This is a genomic window from Novosphingobium sp. PASSN1 (assembly GCF_002278815.1).
This window is the reverse complement of the sequence record NZ_NKIS01000003.1, coordinates 102596-116398: the sequence shown is the minus strand read 5'-3', so window position 1 is coordinate 116398 and position 13803 is coordinate 102596. Positions and strand designations below refer to the sequence as shown.

11 protein-coding genes are annotated in these 13803 nt (G+C 66.1%); 6 read left to right on the top strand and 5 right to left on the bottom strand.

Translation table 11 applies throughout. The annotated features are described in order from the left end of the window. Positions 1 to 8 precede the first annotated feature (8 nt). Positions 9 to 1004 (bottom strand): MBL fold metallo-hydrolase, encoded by a 996-nt coding sequence (locus CFE35_RS06310; protein WP_292929131.1) that lies wholly within the window; start codon positions 1002 to 1004, stop codon positions 9 to 11. Between the two features lie 344 nt (positions 1005 to 1348). Between CFE35_RS06310 and recA the strand changes: the two genes are divergently transcribed. From recA to alaS, 4 genes are all read left to right on the top strand, one after another. Further along, positions 1349 to 2419, top strand: coding sequence for a recombinase RecA (gene recA / locus CFE35_RS06305; protein WP_292929129.1), 1071 nt, complete (start codon positions 1349 to 1351; stop codon positions 2417 to 2419). A 249-nt stretch (positions 2420 to 2668) separates the two neighbouring features. Next, positions 2669 to 3295, top strand: a complete 627-nt coding sequence (locus tag CFE35_RS06300; protein WP_292929127.1) for a glutathione S-transferase — start codon at positions 2669 to 2671, stop codon at positions 3293 to 3295. Positions 3296 to 3352: 57 nt separating this feature from the next. Next, a complete protein-coding gene (locus tag CFE35_RS06295) occupies positions 3353 to 4177 on the top strand; it encodes a class I SAM-dependent methyltransferase (RefSeq protein WP_292929125.1) in 825 nt (274 codons plus the stop codon). Positions 4178 to 4295: 118 nt separating this feature from the next. Then, the gene (alaS, locus tag CFE35_RS06290) at positions 4296 to 6947 is read left to right on the top strand and encodes an alanine--tRNA ligase (RefSeq protein WP_292929123.1); all 2652 of its coding nucleotides are present in this window, start codon (positions 4296 to 4298) and stop codon (positions 6945 to 6947) included. On the opposite strand, the gene CFE35_RS06285 is transcribed toward alaS, so the two are convergent. Then, entirely contained in the window at positions 6944 to 8710 is a 1767-nt protein-coding gene (locus CFE35_RS06285; protein WP_292929121.1) for a cation:proton antiporter, read from the bottom strand. The genes alaS and CFE35_RS06285 overlap by 4 nt on opposite strands. Before the next feature lie 113 nt (positions 8711 to 8823). Here CFE35_RS06285 and CFE35_RS06280 point away from each other — a divergent pair, with 113 nt between their 5' ends. Next, entirely contained in the window at positions 8824 to 10872 is a 2049-nt protein-coding gene (locus CFE35_RS06280; RefSeq protein ID WP_292929119.1) for a S9 family peptidase, read from the top strand. Between the two features lie 192 nt (positions 10873 to 11064). Next, positions 11065 to 12036, top strand: a complete 972-nt coding sequence (trxB, locus tag CFE35_RS06275) for a thioredoxin-disulfide reductase (protein WP_292929117.1) — start codon at positions 11065 to 11067, stop codon at positions 12034 to 12036. A 5-nt stretch (positions 12037 to 12041) separates the two neighbouring features. Here the strand turns inward: trxB and CFE35_RS06270 are convergent, their stop codons facing one another. From CFE35_RS06270 to CFE35_RS06260, 3 genes are read right to left on the bottom strand one after another with little or no spacing between them, the layout of a single operon-like run. Next, a complete protein-coding gene (locus CFE35_RS06270) occupies positions 12042 to 12818 on the bottom strand; it encodes a hydrolase 1, exosortase A system-associated (protein WP_366557122.1) in 777 nt (258 codons plus the stop codon). Further along, a complete protein-coding gene (locus CFE35_RS06265) occupies positions 12818 to 13489 on the bottom strand; it encodes a hypothetical protein (RefSeq protein ID WP_292929115.1) in 672 nt (223 codons plus the stop codon). Before CFE35_RS06265 ends, CFE35_RS06270 begins: the two co-directional genes overlap by 1 nt. An 8-nt stretch (positions 13490 to 13497) precedes the next feature. Beyond that, positions 13498 to 13773 (bottom strand): phosphopantetheine-binding protein, encoded by a 276-nt coding sequence (locus tag CFE35_RS06260; RefSeq protein ID WP_292929113.1) that lies wholly within the window; start codon positions 13771 to 13773, stop codon positions 13498 to 13500. Positions 13774 to 13803: the final 30 nt, after the last annotated feature.

Below are 13803 nucleotides of genomic sequence, written 5' to 3'. Positions count from 1 at the left end.
GAACCGGTTCAGGGCGCGCTGAACACCGGCGTCGGTTGGTCTTTCCAGGCTTCGGCAACCACCGCCAGATTGTTGGCATGGGCGTCGCGGTAGGCCCACCACAAGCTGACATCGCCGCGCTTCAGCGCTTCGCCGACAAAGCTGGCGAGGGGCCGCTGCTGGAAATCGGCATCCTTCGCGTGCTCCACCAGCGCGCGGATATAGGTGCGGGTGGCATCGATCAGGCCAAGACCATAGCCGCCTGCCGCGATCACCGCAGGATGGCCATGATTGGGCAGAATCTTCGTGAAGCCCCAGCCGCGCATTTCGCCCAGCGCCTTGTACTGCTGCGGGATTGTCTGGGGTTCGGCCACGAAGGTCGCGGTATCCTCCAGCGTGTCACCCGCCAGCAGCAGCTTGTCGTCCGGCAGCTCGATCACCAGGCCGTCGGCGGAATGGATCGCGACCGGACGGAGCATGGCGCGGACTTTGCCGATCATCAGCGTCACCGGGCTTTCAGGTGCAAGGCCGATGGTGGGCGTGAGGAGCGGATTGATGGCCGGCGGTCCCTCTTCGGTGCCCGCTTCGATGGCCGCGCGCTTGTCTTCCAGCGTCCGGCGAGTCGCCTCGGTCGCGATGCGCAGGGAGTCGACATAGACCGCGTTGCCGCCGATGTGATCGAGGTGCCAGTGGCTGTTGGCCAGAATGAAGTGCCGCACCCCCGCCTTGGCAAGCCAATCGCGCACCCACTGCGCAGATGCGGTATCGGTGAAGCTGTCATAGACAAGCGCGGTATCGCCATCGTGGATCGCATAGGTTGCAACGCCAACGAAGATCGCACCGAGATCGGGCCACGTGCGCGGACCCGGCCCCACCGCAGCTTCCTCCGGGCGGCCCTGATAGAACGCGGTGAGGTGCGCGTTGATCGGCATGGCGCGGACGACGTGATCGGCAGACTGCGCATGGGTGGGACCAGCGAGGAGAAACCCGAGAGCGGCGATCACGGCGGCTGGCATGGGCTTCATCCGGATTTCCCTTCCGCAAGCCGGTATCCGGCCATTGTGCAGTGCAGCATAGCTTACGCGCCATAACGAACCTGTCAACCGCGAGGCACTGGAAGGGAGGTCGACCTCGAGCGAATCGCCAATCCTACCGGAAATTTTTTGCTCCATTCGTGCAGGAAATGGCGCGCGAGCAACGTTGAAAACGGCTGGAAAGAAGGAATTATCATGGTATTTCAATGCAGTGATCTACTTCTTCGTTCAATGGGAACGGATTTATGTTCACCCCTTGTTCCTTAAGAACAAACTGGGTACAAGGCTGGTGTTGACGGTTCATGTCGGCCATCACTAGCAAGGGGAAGCAAGCCATGGCGGCGCAATTGAAGCTTATCCAGGAAGGCAAAGACAAGGACATGGATCGTCAGAAAGCGCTCGATGCAGCGCTCGCACAGATCGACAAGGCTTTCGGCAAAGGTTCGGCCATGCGGCTGGGCTCGAAGGAGACAATGCAGGTCGAGGCGATTTCCACCGGCTCGCTCGGGCTCGATATCGCGCTGGGTGTCGGCGGCCTGCCGCGCGGCCGCGTGATCGAGGTCTATGGGCCGGAAAGCTCGGGCAAGACGACGCTCGCGCTCCACGTGATCGCCGAGGCGCAGAAGGGCGGCGGCACGGCGGCTTTCGTCGATGCCGAACATGCGCTCGATCCGGTCTATGCCAAGAAGCTGGGCGTCAACATCGACGAACTGATCGTTTCGCAGCCCGATACGGGCGAACAGGCGCTGGAGATCGTCGATACGCTGGTGCGTTCGAACGCGATCGACGTGCTGGTGGTCGATTCGGTGGCAGCGCTCGTTCCTCGTGCGGAAATCGAGGGTGAGATGGGTGACAGCCATGTCGGCCTGCAGGCGCGCCTCATGTCGCAGAGCCTTCGCAAGCTGACCGGTTCGATCAGCCGTTCGCGCTGCATGGTGATCTTCATCAACCAGCTGCGCATGAAGATCGGCGTGATGTACGGCAACCCGGAGACGACGACGGGCGGCAATGCGCTCAAGTTCTACGCTTCGGTTCGCCTCGACATTCGCCGCACCGGCCAGATCAAGGACCGCGACGATATCGTCGGCAACGCGACCCGCGTGAAGGTCGTCAAGAACAAGGTGGCGCCGCCGTTCAAGCAGGTCGAGTTCGACATCATGTACGGCGAGGGCATTTCGAAGATCGGCGAAATCCTCGATCTCGGCGTCAAGGCGGGCCTGGTCGAGAAGTCCGGCGCATGGTTCAGCTACGATTCGATCCGGATCGGGCAGGGCCGCGAGAACGCCAAGACGTACCTGCGTGAGCACCGTGAACTTTGCGACAAGTTGGAAGCCGCGATCCGCGGCCAGACCGACAAGGTCGCCGAAGGCCTGATGGTCGGTCCGGACGCGGACGACGACATCTGAGCTTTCAGGCGGTGGGGGCAATTCCCTGTTCCCCGCCCTACGCCGCCAGTCCAAAGGTCGGCGCGCTGCCCGGAAGCAGCGCGCCGGTTCCTTTTTGGGGTTTTGGACGCTGCCCGGCGGTAACGCAGCAGGGGTAAGGTTTTCGGGCTAGGCTCGCTTTGATCCCCTCGATTGTGGTTTGCAGAGCTTCCCCACCTGCTTCAAAGTGCCTAGCTTCGGAGCCAAGCGGATCAACGGGAAGGAAGTCTCATGGCGATCGTTCTGCACCACCTCAACAACAGCCGTTCGCAGCGCATCTTGTGGCTGCTGGAGGAACTGGGCGTTCCTTATGAACTGAAGATTCATCTGCGCGATGCCGAGACCAACCTTGCGCCGACCGAACTGAAGGCGGTGCATCCGCTGGGCAAGTCGCCGCTGCTCGAAGTCGATGGCCGGATCATCGAGGAGTCGGGCGCGATCGTGCAGTACTTGTGCGAGAAGCATGGCGGCGGCAAATGGCTCCCGGCTGCGGGGACCGACGATGCGCTGCGCCACAACGAGCTGATGCACTTTGCCGAAGGTTCGGCAATGACCCCGATCCTTCTCAACCTCTATGTCTCGCGGTTGGGCGATGCGGGCGCGCCGCTCCGGCCGCGCATCGACGAGCAGCTTGCGGCTCATTTCGGCTATCTTGAACAGATCCTGCGCCCCTCGGGGCATTTCATCGGCGATGACTGGACCGGAGCAGACGTGATGCTCAGCTTCCCGGCCGAAGTCGCGGTGATGCAGGGTATGGGGGCAGCGTTTCCAAAGCTCGCCGCTTTCGTCGCGGCTATCCATGCGCGGCCCGCGTGGCAGGCGGCGCGCGCCAAGGGCGGTGCCTATTTCGCGACCTGATATACGGTGCTGCATTAGCGCTTGCCGGGTGCCGCCGCCGCGCATAGCCTGCATGGCATGACGGGCGCACAAGAATGGCAAGGCCGGGTCGGCCAGAACTGGGCGGCGGAGTGGGAGCGGACGGATCGCAGCTTTGCCGCGCTCACGCCGCATCTTCTTGCCGCGATCGCGGCTGAGCCCGGCAAGCGGATCATCGACATTGGCTGCGGTGCGGGCGAGCTTTCGCTGGCCGTCTCCGCCGCGCAGCCCGATGCACAAATAACCGGGGTCGATATTTCCGAGGAACTGGTTGCTGCGGCCCGAAGCCGCGCTGCAAGCCATGCCAACCTCTCGTTCACCGTGGCCGATGCCTCAAGCTGGACAGCCGATGGCGCTGCGCCCGATCTCTATGTTTCGCGCCACGGCGTGATGTTTTTCAGCGATCCCCCGGCGGCTTTCGCGCATCTCTCTGCCGTGGCGGCGCCGGGCGCGCGGATGGTGTTCTCCTGCTTCCGGCCTGCTGCCGAGAACCCCTGGGCGATGGAGATTGCGCGCCTCCTGCCGCCCGGCAGGCCCACGGCTGCGGTCGATTTTCCGCCGGGGCCGTTCGCTTTTGCCGATCCCGACCGCGCCCGCCGCTGCTTGCAGGGCTGGCGGGACATCACGTTTCTGCCGCTCGATTTTGCCTATGTCGCGGGATCGGGCGCGAATCCGGTGGCGGATGCCCTGTCGTTCTTCAGCCGGATCGGTCCGGCCGCGGCGGCGATCCGCACTTTGCCGGATCAGGCGCGCGCCGGGTTCGAACGCGGTCTGCTCGAACTCGTGCAGTCGCGCCATGTCGGTGGGCAGGTGTGCTTCCCGGCAGCGGCCTGGCTGGTAACCGCGACGGCGGACAACCTCTGACGCTCGACTGATCGCGGCTTGGTGGGGCGGGCAGAAACCCCACCGGGATGGGGACAAGCATGCCGAAAGCGCCGAAACGTGCTTGTTCCGCGCCGAGGCCTCGCCTAATCGGCATGTCATGACTTCGACCAACGAAATCCGCCGGTCCTTCCTCGACTACTTCGGCTCCGCCGGGCACGAGATCGTGCCCTCGGCGCCGCTGGTGCCGTTCAATGACCCCACGCTCATGTTCACCAACGCGGGTATGGTCCCGTTCAAGAACGTGTTCACGGGCCTTGAAACGCGTGCGAGCAAGCGGGCGACATCCTCGCAGAAGTGCGTGCGTGCAGGCGGCAAGCACAACGATCTCGATAACGTGGGCTACACCGCAAGGCACCACACGTTCTTCGAGATGCTCGGCAATTTCTCGTTCGGTGACTATTTCAAGGAACAGGCGATCACGCACGCCTGGACCCTGCTGACCCGCGAATGGGGCCTGCCCAAGGACAAGCTGCTCGTCACCGTCTATCACACTGACGATGAGGCGTTCGGCCTGTGGAAGAAGGTTGCCGGGCTTTCCGAAGACCGGATCATCCGCATCCCCACGTCCGACAACTTCTGGTCGATGGGCGATACGGGGCCGTGCGGGCCGTGTTCGGAAATCTTCTATGACCATGGTGCGCATATCTTCGGCGGGCCGCCGGGATCGCCGGACGAGGATGGCGACCGCTTCATCGAAATCTGGAACCTCGTGTTCATGCAGTTCGAGCAGGCCGCCGATGGCAGCCGCACGAACCTGCCCAGCCCGAGCATCGATACCGGCATGGGGCTGGAGCGCATTGCCGCGGTGATGCAGGGTGAGCACGACAACTATGACACGGACACGTTCCGCGCGCTGATCGCCGCCTCGGAAAGCCTGACCGGCACCAAGGCCGAGGGTGAAAGCCGCGCCAGCCACCGCGTGATCGCGGACCATCTGCGTTCTTCCAGCTTCCTGCTGGCCGACGGCGTGCTGCCAAGCAACGAAGGGCGCGGCTATGTGCTGCGGCGGATCATGCGCCGCGCCATGCGCCATGCGCACTTGCTGGGTGCCAAGGAGCCCCTGATGCACCTGCTGGTGGGCTCGCTCGTCACCGAGATGGGGCAGGCGTTCCCCGAGCTTGGCCGCGCGCAGCCGCTGGTGGAAGAGACCCTGCTGCGCGAGGAAGTGCAGTTCCGCCGCACGCTGGCGAACGGTCTGCGCTTGCTGGACGAGGAAGCGGGTGATCTTGGCGAGGGCGACAGCCTGCCGGGCGAAACCGCGTTCAAGCTCTATGACACGTTCGGTTTCCCTTACGATCTGACCGAAGACGCCTTGCGCGCGCGCGGGGTGAGCGTTGACCGTGCCGGGTTCGAAGCGGCGATGGCGCAGCAGAAGGCGGCGGCCCGGGCAGCGTGGAAGGGCAGCGGCCAGACCGCCGACAGCGAAGTGTGGTTCGACATCGCCGAGCGCGAAGGTGCGACCGAATTCACCGGTTATACGGCCAACATCGGCGAGGGCGTCGTCGTCGCGCTGGTGAAGGACGGCAAGGAAGTGGCCGAAGCGGCGGCGGGCGAGGCGGTCACTGTGATCACCAACCAGACGCCGTTCTACGGCGAAAGCGGCGGCCAGATGGGCGATGCCGGGACGATCTCGACCATCGAGGGCCTGCGCATTGCGGTGAGCGATACGGCCAAGCCCTTGGGGCGGCTTCATGCACATCAGGGCACCGTTGAAGCCGGTTCGGTCAAGGTCGGCGATGCGGTGCAACTCGCCATTGATGTGGCGCGGCGCGATGCCACGCGGGCCAACCACTCGGCAACGCACTTGCTGCATGAGGCGCTGCGCCGCCGGCTCGGCGCGCATGTGACGCAGAAGGGCTCGATGGTTTCGGCCGAGCGGCTGCGCTTCGACTTTTCGCACCCGGCGGCCCTGAGCGCCGAGGATATCGCGGCGGTCGAAGACGAAGTGAACGCCGAGATCCTCGCCAATGCGCCGGTTACGACGCGCCTGATGAGCCCGGAAGACGCGATTGCGGCGGGCGCGATGGCGCTGTTTGGCGAGAAGTATGGCGATGAAGTGCGCGTGCTCAGCATGGGCACCGGCGCTCAGCCCTATTCGGTCGAGCTGTGTGGCGGCACCCATGTGCGCGCGCTGGGCGATATCGGCCTGCTGCGCGTGGTGAGCGAAAGCGCGGTGTCTTCGGGTGTGCGGCGCATCGAGGCGCTGACGGGCGCAGGCGCGCGCGCCTATCTGGTGGGCCGCGAGGAATCGCTGCGGCGCACCGCGGGGCTGCTGCGGTCCGCTCCCGACGAGGTCGAGGCGCGTGTGGCCGCGCTGGTCGATGAACGGCGCAAGCTGGAGCGCGAACTGGCCGAGGCCAAGAAGGCGCTCGCGCTCGCGGGTGCATCGGGCGGCGGCGCAGCAGCGGCTCCGGCAGACGAGCAGGTGGGCGGCGTGACGTTCTCCGGGCAGGTGCTGGAAGGCATGGACCCCAAGGAACTGCGCGGGCTGCTGGATCAGGCCAAGGCGCGCATGGGATCGGGCGTGGCGGTGATTGTTGCGGTCAACGATGGCAAGGCAAGCATTGCCGCCGCCGTCACCGAGGATCTTGTCGGCAAGGTCAGCGCGGTTGATCTGGTGCGTGCAGGGGTCGAAGCGCTGGGCGGCAAGGGCGGCGGCGGCCGGCCCGACATGGCGCAGGGCGGCGGACCGGACGGTGCGAAGGCGGCTGATGCGATTGCCGCGGCGAAGGGCGTGCTGGCCGGTTAGCGGTCGCGCAGGCCTGCGGCCTTCAGGCGCGGTTTCTCGTCGAGCCCGCCATCGCGCATGATCGTCTCGCGCAATTCGTCGCGCAGTTCGTGGATCGAGGCGATCACCGGGCCCATGGCGACGCCCATATCGACGAGCACGGCTTCGGATAGCTGGAGCGAGCTTTCGAGCGTTTCGGGCACGGCATCGCTGGCGCCTGCGCGGTAAAGCTCGGCAGCGTGGGCGGCGTCGCGCGCGCGCACGATGATTGGCAGATCGGGGTGCGCGGCGCGGATGCGGCGCACCGTGCGGCTGACGAGGACAGGCTCGTCCATGGTGACGATGACCGACCGGGCGGCTTCGAGGTGGAGTTTTTCGAGCAGCGCGGCATTGGCGACATTGCCGTAGATCACCGGAACGCCCGATTGGCGCGCCTCGCTGACGAGGGCGGGATCGGCATCGACTGCGAGCCACGGCACGTCATGACGGGCGAGCATGGCACCGACCACCCGGCCGACGCGGCCATAGCCGAACAGGATCGCCTGCCCGCTCGCATCGCTCGGCAGTTCGCCAACAGGCATATCCTGTGGGCGGTCCACTGCCGTGGCGACGCGGCGGCCGATCATGGCGAGTAGCGGGGTGAGCGTCAGGCCGAGTGCGGTGACGATCTGCCAGAACTGCGCCGTTTCCCGCCCGACGAGCCCGGCAGCCGCAGCGGCGGCGAGCACGATCAGGGTCGTCTCCGACGGCGAGGCGAGGAGCAGGCCGGTTTCGGCGGCCATGCCCCGGCTCGCCCCGCCAATCCGCAGCAGCAGCGCCGTCACCAGCGCCTTGGCCGCGAGCACCGCGCCGACCCCCAACGCAATCGCGCCGAGCTGCCGCCAGATTTCCATGACATCGATGCCCATGCCGACGGTGATCAGGAACACGCCGAGTGCAAGACCCTTGAACGGAGCGGTGATTGCCTCGACTTCGCGCGAGTAGTCCGTTTCGGCGATCAGCAGGCCGGCAAGCAGCGCGCCCATGATCGGCGAAAGGCCTGCGCCTGCGGTGGCGAGCGCGGCTGCGATCACGACGAGGAGGCTGAAGGCGAGGAACAGCTCCGGGCTTTTGGTGCGCGCGGCGCTGGCGAACAGGCGCGGCAGGAGAAAGCGGCCCAGCGTGAGCATGACCGCGACGATCACCGCGCCGCGCCACAGCGTTGCCATGAGCTCGCCGCCGCTGGAGCCGCCCGGACCGAACGCGCCGAGCACGAAGATGATCGGGACGAGCGCGATATCCTCAAGCAGCAGCATGGCGAGCGCCTTGCGGCCGACCGGGCTCTGCGTGCCGGCGATGGGCAGCACCAGCGCGGTGGAAGAAAGTGCAAGTGCGATGCCCAGCCCGGCGGCGGCAGGCCCATCGTGGCGCATGGCCAGCAGGATGAGGGTGAGCAGCGCGGCTGAAATCAGCAGCTTTGCCGCGCCGAGGCCGAATACTTGCGCGCGCATGTCCCACAATCGGCCGAACGAGAGTTCCAGCCCGATTTCGAACAGCAGCAGGATCACGCCAAGTTCGGCAAAGGGCGCGATCGCCTCGGGCCGGGTGATCGTGACAAAGTAGAGCGCGGGGAACACATCGACGAGGCGGCCAAGGCCGAACGGGCCGACCAGAACGCCGACGAGGATGAAGCCGATCACCGGGGTGATGCGGGCGCGGGCAAAGGCGGGGATGACGATCCCCGCGGCGCCAAGGACGACGAGCGCGTCGCTCATCGAGGTAGAGAATTCGAGATGTCCGGCCATGCGGCCATCCTAGCCGGATGGCTGGCAATGTCATGGATTAAGGTGTCGGTTGCCCGGGGGGCAGGGGCTGGCTAGTCTTGACACTTGTCCGGATTCTGGGGGGATGCACGATGGTGTTTGCGGCGAAACACAGCGGTTTGGGGCTGGCTCTGGCCGGTTGGGCGGCTTTCGCGGCTGGGCCGCTGCTGGCGCAAAGTACCCCGTCTGCGGCGGCGCGCCATGCGGTGACGATTGCGGATATCCTTGCGCTGCGTTCGCTCTCGGAATTGGATTGCGCGCCGGATGGACGCCAGGCGGTCTATGTCGTGGGTGAGGCCGATGTGAAGGCCGACAAGCGGCGCAGCGCGCTGTGGCTGGCGGATATGGCCGGGGACGCGCCGCTGCAACTGACGAGCGGCGAGGATAGCGCCAGCGCACCCGCATTCAGCCCGGACGGCAGGACCATCGCGTTCCTTTCGAAGCGGGGCAAGGACAAGCTGGCGCAGATATGGCTGCTCGACCGGCGCGGCGGTGAGGCGAGCAAGCTGACCGACGTGAAGGGCAGCATCGACGGCTTCCGCTGGTCGCCCGATTCGAAAACGCTGCTGCTGACGATCAGCGATCCTGCGACCGAACCGCCCAAGGACGATCCGGAGCGCCCGCTGCCGGTGGTGGTGGACGATGTGAAGTTCAAGCAGGACGGCACCGGCTTCATCACCGCCGAAAGCCACACGCACCTCGCCCTGTTCGATGTGGCGGCGCGGACCGAGACGCGGCTGATGGCAACGGATGCGTTTGACGCGGGCGCGGCGGAGTGGTCACCGGATGGCAAGTATGTCGTGTATATGACTGATCATACGGCAGATCCTGCCGACCTTGGCGGGCAATGGCTGACCGTTGTCGAGGCGCGCGCGGGCGCTGCGCCCAAGCTGGTGGCGAAACTGCGCGGGGCTTCGGGGCAGACCTTGCTGTGGTCTGCGGACGGCACAACGATCACGCATCTGGTGGGGCCGGGCGGCAAGGCGGACCAATATGGCCAGCCGCATCTGGCGCAGACCGTGTTGGCCACCGGGCAGACACGGGTGCTGCCTGCGACGGCCGGGGTCTATGTCAGTGCGCCCGTTAGCCTTGGTGCCGGGCGGATCGGTGTCGTGCTGGCGGAAGATCGCCGCGAAGTACCGGCTGTTGTGGACCCGTTGGCAGGCACTTCCTCGGCGGGCCTGCGCCGCTTGGGTGACCGGCGGCTTGCAATCCTTGAGCAATGCGGAAGTGCCGATCCCAAGGCGGCGCGCGCGGTGGTAGCCAGCGGGGATGGTCAGCCGGCGGAAATCTACGCGCTCGATGCAAAAGGCGCGCTCAAGCCTTTGACATCACACAACAAGGTGCTTGCAGAGAGTGTGCTGTGGGCCAAGGTGGAGGACTACGCGGCGACGGCCAAGGACGGCAACGAGGTTCACGGCTTACTGATGCGTCCTTCTGGCATGGCAGCAGGCGGCAAAGTGCCAACCTTGCTGTGGATTCACGGCGGGCCGAACGCGCAGGATATCCACGCGGTCGATGGCTACAGCATGATTGCCGAACTGCTCGCGGCGCAGGGCTATGCCGTGCTGATGCCGAATTATCGCGGGTCTTCGGGCCGGGGCGATGCCTATGCGGCGGCGCTGGCGGCCGATTGGGGCAACAAGGATGTGGCCGATCTCCACGCCACGCTCGATTGGGCGGTGGCGCAGGGCTTTGCCGATCCGGCGCGGCTGGGGGCTGGCGGGTGGAGCTATGGCGGCATCCTCACCGATTTCCTGATCGTGCGCGACAACCGGCTGAAGGCGGCGTTCAGCGGCGCGGGCGAGGGCAATATCTTCGCGCTGTTCGGAGTGGACCAGTATATCCAGCAATATACGCAGGAGCTTGGGCCGCCGTGGCAGGATCCCGCGCTGTGGATGCGGCTGTCCGAGCCGCTGATGCACGCCGACCGGATCAGGACGCCGACGCTGTTCATGGGCGGGATCGCGGATGACAACGTGCCGCTGGTCGGCGGTCAGCAGCTCTATCAGGCGCTGAAGCTGACCGGCGTGCCGACGCGGCTGGTCGGCTATCCGGACGAGAACCACGGCATCACGCGCCCCAGCTTTCAGCGGGATCGTTTGGAGCGGATCGTGGACTGGTTCGCGCGCTATCTGAAGTAAGGTTTCCAACACGCTGAAACTGAGAAGATCGTTCATAGGATCATTGCCCAAGCATGGGCTGCGACCAGCTGGCTTGAGGGCCAACCGAGCGGGGCTTCACAAGGAAACTTTGTCTAATCTGGGAATAGCCCTGCATGTGGACTCGTATTCCGCATGGGTGCGCCTTATTTCCCGCGCGCATTGGAGGATTTCATGGCTACGACCCACAAGACCCGCATGTTGATCATCGGTTCCGGCCCCGCCGGGCTTTCTGCTGCCATCTATGGCGCACGCGCGGGCATGGAGCCGATCGTGGTGCAGGGGCTGCAGCCCGGCGGACAGCTGACGATCACCACCGACGTCGAGAACTATCCCGGCTTTCGCGATGTGATCCAGGGGCCCTGGCTGATGCAGGAAATGCAGGCGCAGGCCGAGCATGTCGGCACGCGGATGCTGTGGGACACGATCACCGAAGTGAACATGGATGGCCCCCCGTTCCGCGCGATGGGCGATAGCGGCGATATCTACGAAGGCGATGTGCTGGTGATCGCGACCGGCGCGCAGGCGCGCTGGCTTGGCGTGGAAGGCGAACAGGAATTCGGCGGCAAGGGCGTTTCGGCCTGCGCGACGTGTGACGGGTTCTTCTATCGCGGCAAGAAGGTGGTGGTGATCGGCGGCGGCAATACCGCGGTCGAGGAAGCGCTCTACCTCACCAACCATTCGCCCGAAGTGACGCTGATCCACCGGCGCGACAGCCTGCGCGCCGAGAAGATCCTGCAGGACCGCCTGATGAACAATCCGCGCATCAAGGTGCTGTGGAACAAGGCGGTGACGCGCTTCAGCGGCGCGGCTGGCGGCGTGCTCGAAGCGGTCGAACTGGTTGATACGGTGACGGGCGAGGCATCCTCGGTGGCGACCGACGGCGCGTTCGTGGCCATCGGCCATGCGCCCGCGACCGAACTGTTCAAGGGCAAGCTGGAACTCGACGCGAGCGGCTATATCGTCGTGCAGCCGGGCACGCCCAAGACGGCGATCCCGGGCGTGTTTGCCTGCGGCGACGTGATGGACCACACCTACCGGCAGGCGGTCACCGCAGCAGGTACGGGCTGCATGGCCGCGCTCGATGCCGAGCGGTTCCTGGCCGAGCATGCTTTTGCCGCCACGCAGGCGGTGGCGGCGGAGTAAGGGGTCTAGCGCAGCGCTTCGAGCAGGCGTTCCAGCAGCCAGCCTTGCGCCTCCTCACCCGCGAAGCTGTGGCCGCTGCTGGCGTGGCGCTGGATGCGCGGGTCTTCGGCGGGCCAGACGGCAGCGAACATCTGCGCGGTGCGGTCGCCGGTGGCGAGGAGGATCGTGACCGGGCCGGGAAAGCCCGCGAGGTTTGCCGCCATGCTATCGACCAGCGATGATCTGGCCGGGGCGGCGGCAGCGCGCCTGAGGCCGCGCGCGAGCTTGGCGAGGTTCACCCCGCCGGTAAGCAGGCGCAGGACTTCGCGCGGATTGGCGAGCTTGGCGAGATAGCGCTGGCGCAGCGCGGCGGGAGGAGCGGCATCGGCGTCGTCCGTTTCCAGCGTCCACGGATTGGCGAGAACGAGGCCATCGAGACCGATTTCCGCGCCGTGGAGCATCAGCGCGGCAGCCGCATCGCAATTGCCGAAAGCGAACACCCGGCGCAGGCTGGGCACGGCGGCGTGGAAGGCGGCGAGGGCGGCGGCGATATCGTCGCGCGTGTGGAGGAAGCCGGGATCGCTACCTTCGCTTTCGCCCACGCCGCGCCGGTCGTAGCGCAAGACCGGCACCCCGGCGGCGGCGAGGCGGGTGGCGAGCTGGGCTTGTCCGCCCCAGCTGCCGGCGCGGATTTCCCGCCCTCCGGAAACGAGCAGCACGCCGGTGGTGCCGGTGGCGGCCTCCATGTCGAGCGTGCCGACGAGCGTGTCATGGCCGCAAGGGAAAGTGAGGTGGCGGCGCATCAGCCGTTTGCCTCGGCAGCGATCAGACGGGCGAGATTGGCGGACTGGGCGGGATCTTCACCGGGCTCGCTGCGGAGCCACAAGGCGCTGCCGCCAAGGGCCGCCTGCCGCAGAACCACTTGCCCCTCGTCCTGCGGGACAGCAGCATCAAGCCAGGCGACGAGCGCGGCGGAAAGCTGATATCCTGCCAGTTCAAGGCCATGGTTGCGGCCCTGTTCGAGCAGATCGGCGCTGTTTTCTTCCCGCCCGGCTTCCTTGGCGGCGAGGACGCGGGCGCGCAGCAGCTGGCGCAGGATTGATGAGCCCTTGAGCGGTTCGAGCACCCAGCCGGGCAGGTTGGTCGGGAAAACCAGTGCGCCGCCGCGCACGGCAAGGACGTGTGTTGCGGCAAAGTGGCGCGCGGCGGCGGCCATGGCGTCGCGCCAGCTGCCGAGGCTCTGCGCCGCAAAGACTTGTAGGCTCTCGTTGCAGCCGGGCAGATCGGGGAGCATCGAATCCACGCCGAGCGCATCGAGCTGGCGCTGCGTTTCGACCAGCATGCGCCGCGTGCGGTTCATTTCCTCGAACAGCGGCGGCACGATCAGCAGGCGGACGGCGCGCGCGCGGTCGAAGGCCACGGCGTATTCATCGGCAATGCCGGAGGGACCGGGGCAGGGCCAGGTTGCCGGCATGCGCGCGCTCAGCCCTCCGCGCGCTTGCGGACGATGAAGGCGAGGAGATCGCCGTAAGTGCCGAGCATGTCGCCATCGACTTCGTCATCATCGATCACCACGTCGAAGCGGTCCTCGATTTCGGTGAGGAGCCCGGCGACGGCCATCGAATCGAGTTCGGGCAAGGCGCCGAAGAGGCCGCTGTTTGCCGTCAGCGCCGCAGCGCGCGCGGGGCCGAGGCCGAGCACATCGTTCAGGAGGCTGCGCAAGTCGGTGTCGGTCTGGTCGGGCGAAGTCACGGTCAAGGCCTTGTTCTGAAAGAGGTGGCGCGCGCT

Excerpts from the sequence above, each read along its gene's own strand:
- CFE35_RS06310 (WP_292929131.1), bottom strand. The coding sequence starts at position 1,004 with ATGAAGCCCATGCCAGCCGCCGTGATCGCCGCTCTCGGGTTTCTCCTC.
- recA (WP_292929129.1), top strand. The coding sequence starts at position 1,349 with ATGGCGGCGCAATTGAAGCTTATCCAGGAAGGCAAAGACAAGGACATG.
- CFE35_RS06300 (WP_292929127.1), top strand. The coding sequence starts at position 2,669 with ATGGCGATCGTTCTGCACCACCTCAACAACAGCCGTTCGCAGCGCATC.
- CFE35_RS06295 (WP_292929125.1), top strand. The coding sequence starts at position 3,353 with ATGACGGGCGCACAAGAATGGCAAGGCCGGGTCGGCCAGAACTGGGCG.
- alaS (WP_292929123.1), top strand. The coding sequence starts at position 4,296 with ATGACTTCGACCAACGAAATCCGCCGGTCCTTCCTCGACTACTTCGGC.
- CFE35_RS06285 (WP_292929121.1), bottom strand. The coding sequence starts at position 8,710 with ATGGCCGGACATCTCGAATTCTCTACCTCGATGAGCGACGCGCTCGTC.
- trxB (WP_292929117.1), top strand. The coding sequence starts at position 11,065 with ATGGCTACGACCCACAAGACCCGCATGTTGATCATCGGTTCCGGCCCC.
- CFE35_RS06270 (WP_366557122.1), bottom strand. The coding sequence starts at position 12,818 with ATGCGCCGCCACCTCACTTTCCCTTGCGGCCATGACACGCTCGTCGGC.
- CFE35_RS06265 (WP_292929115.1), bottom strand. The coding sequence starts at position 13,489 with ATGCCGGCAACCTGGCCCTGCCCCGGTCCCTCCGGCATTGCCGATGAA.